This is a genomic window from Streptomyces sp. KR55, from assembly GCF_052245645.1.
In the GTDB taxonomy this organism is placed as follows: Bacteria; Actinomycetota; Actinomycetes; order Streptomycetales; family Streptomycetaceae; genus Streptomyces; species Streptomyces flavusporus.
The window spans coordinates 1-2,782 of the sequence record NZ_JBQQCE010000770.1 but is presented as its reverse complement, the minus strand read 5'-3'; the positions used below and the strand labels follow the sequence as shown (position 1 = coordinate 2,782).

Annotated in this window: 3 protein-coding genes; 1 reads left to right on the top strand and 2 read right to left on the bottom strand. The window is 70.5% G+C overall.

From position 1 onward, the window contains the following. Nucleotides 1-20: 20 nt before the first annotated feature. Complete coding sequence (locus ACTWQJ_RS49775; RefSeq protein ID WP_443312953.1) at nucleotides 21-1,025, bottom strand: 3-oxoacyl-ACP synthase III family protein; 1,005 nt, start codon at nucleotides 1,023-1,025, stop codon at nucleotides 21-23. A gap of 235 nt (nucleotides 1,026-1,260) precedes the next feature. Beyond that, nucleotides 1,261-1,947: a TetR/AcrR family transcriptional regulator C-terminal domain-containing protein gene (locus tag ACTWQJ_RS49770; protein ID WP_443312952.1), complete on the bottom strand. Its 687-nt coding sequence runs from the start codon at nucleotides 1,945-1,947 to the stop codon at nucleotides 1,261-1,263. Nucleotides 1,948-2,198: 251 nt separating this feature from the next. Between ACTWQJ_RS49770 and ACTWQJ_RS49765 the strand changes: the two genes are divergently transcribed. Next, a partial coding sequence (locus tag ACTWQJ_RS49765) for an NAD(P)-dependent oxidoreductase (RefSeq protein ID WP_443312951.1) occupies nucleotides 2,199-2,782 on the top strand: 584 nt, incomplete at its 3' end.

Genomic DNA, 2,782 nt, shown 5'->3' with positions numbered 1-2,782 from the left:
GTCATGCGCGGCCGGTACGGTCAGCCGGCCCGCAGCAGCGCCAGGCCCATGGACATGCCGCCGCCGAACGCCGCCAGCAGGACCAGGTCACCCGCGGCCATCGCTCCCGAACGGGCCAGGTGGTCCAGGGTGATGGGGACGGAGGCGGCGCCGGTGTTGCCGTAGCGCGTCACGGTGGTGGCCAGCCGGTCGGAGGGTATGCCCAGGCCCTGGGTCATGCTCTCCAGGAGCCGTCCGTTCGCCTGGTGCGGCACGAAGTGCGCGATCTCGTCGTGGCGCACTCCGTTGTCCGCGAGGAACGCCTCGATACCGGGGACCACCTGCGCCTCGACGAACTCTGTCACGCCCCGGCCGTTCATCGAGAAGTAGTGCTTGCCCTCGCGCAGCGTCTCCTCCGTCGCGGGCATCCGGCTGCCGCCGCCCGGTACGCCGATCAGCTCGCGGGCGGTCCCGAAGCTGGCCAGCCGGGTGGAGAGCATCCGGTGCCGGCCGTCCGGGCCCAGCACGACGGCACCGGCGCCGTCCCCGAACAGCACGATCGTGCGCCGGTCGGTGGGCGAGAGGATGCGCGAGTACACGTCGGCGCCGATGACCAGGGCGTGGTCGGCGGAGGCGCCGGCGAGCATCCGTTCGGCGACGGACAGGGCGAAGGCGAAGCCGCTGCACACCGAGTTGACGTCGAAGGCGGCGGTGCCGTTGCCCGCGCCCAGCTCGTCCGCGACCACACAGGCCGTCGCCGGCTGCGGGGAGTCGGGAGTGGAGGTCGCCACGATGATGAGACCGAGGTCGCAGGCCCTGATGCCGGCCTGCTCCAGGGCCGCCCGGCCGGCGGCGACCGCGAGGTCCGACGTGGCCTCCTCGGGCTTCGCCCAACGCCGTTCGCGGATCGCCGTCTTCCGCAGGATGGCCTCCTCGGAGACACCGACCAGGCCGCTCATGTCCTTGTTGTTGATGACGCGACTGGGTACGTAGGACCCCGTACCGAGCACGCCCCGTGCGCCGTGGGCGGCACCGCATGTGATCATGGTCTGCTCCAATGTCGTCCCGTGTGCCCCGCCGCTCATGGCGGTTCCGCCCACTGCCACTCATGGCGCCGTGCGGGGGACGGCGTACCGGGGCCGGCGGATCCGCATGGAATCAGGACAGTTCGCGCGCTCTGCGTGGTCCAGCCGCTGCCTGCGGATCTGTCAGATGAGCGCGGGCCGGGGGATCAACTCCGGCCACTTCACGGGTGCTACGCGATGGAGCGCCGAGGGGACGTCAGTGCGAGGCCGCGATCTGCGCCTGGAGTCCGTCGAGGATGTACTTCAGGCCGAGATCGAAGTTCTCGTCCCAGGCGTCGTCCAGCATGTACTCGTACTCGACCAGCGTGGGGTAGCTGTCCTGCTGCATCCTCAACTGCTCCTGTGCAGCGGTCCGTTCGGTACCGGACCAGCGCAGGCTGGACTGACTGGCGGTGGAACCCTGGACGTGGTTGTACAGTACCCAGCAGGCGGCCTGAACCTGCCGCCCCTCGAACCCGGCCCGCGCCAGGGTCGCCTGAAGGAACTCCAGCCAGGTCAGGAAGTTCGGTCCGATCGACGGCCGGCGACGCAGCGGCAGCGCGGCGGACCACGGGTGCCGAAGGAGCATGGCCCGGCATCCGGAGAGGAGGGCCACCACGTTCTCCTGCCAGCTGCCGGTGTCCCCTTCGGGGAGCGGGGCCTCGGCGAAGATGGCATCGATCGCCAGGTCGATGACGTCGTCCTTGGTGTCGATGTGCCAGTACAGGGTCGTGGCACCGACTCCGAGACGCTCCGCGAGGTGGCGCATGGTCAACCGCTCCATACCCTCCTCGTCCAGCAGGGCGATCGCCGCCTCGGTGATGCGCTCCCTGGACAGTGGCGGCTCGTTGCGCGGCGTCGGCGGGCGGCGCAGCCAGACGCTCTGCGCGGCTCCGGAGCTCACGCGACCGCTGCTCCGCGGCTTGCTCACGATGACACCCACCGCCCTTTCCCGGCTCTTCGTAGGGGCGAGACTCATGGTAGTACATTGATCGGCGCGCTCGATCGATGTACCAGTACCCGATCACTGTTCGAGAAACCTCGAAGACGCGCAGGTCGAGAGCCCGCAGTTCGAAAAGCGCCGTACACCCATGTGCGTCCCCCACCGCACCCGAAGGCCTGGCCGCGCTACGTCCGTGCGCGAGGAGGGAATGCATGAAACTGGTCGTGTTCGGCGCCGACAGCCCGACCGGTCACCTGGTCACCGCCATGGCGGTGACCGAGGGTCACACGGTCACCGCGATCACCCGGCGCCCCGCCGACTTCCCCTTCTACGACCGCGGGGTGCAGGTCGCCGACGCGGACATGATGGACGCCGACGCGGTCGACTGGGTCATGTGGGGCCACGACGCGGTCATCTCGGTGATCGGCGCGCCGCCGTCCAGAAGACCCGGCACCGTCTACTCGCAAGGGGTCTACAACATCGTCAAGGCGATGGTGCATCACGGCCTGCGGCGGCTGGTCTGTGTCAGCCACGCCGGCCTCGACGCCGTCGACGAGCCGCGCCGCGCCCGGCTGCGCCGCGGGGCCGCGCTGCTGACCGGCCGACGCGCCGTCCACCAGGACGTACGGCGCATGGAGAACGTCGTTCAGGAGTCCGGGCTCGACTGGACCCTGGTCCGCCCGGGCCGGCTCGTCAGCCGCAGCGACGTCACGGACTACCGGATCGCCACCCACGCGGCGCCCCGTCCGGTCACCTCCCGCGCCGACCTCGCCCACGCCCTGGTCCGCGAGGCCAC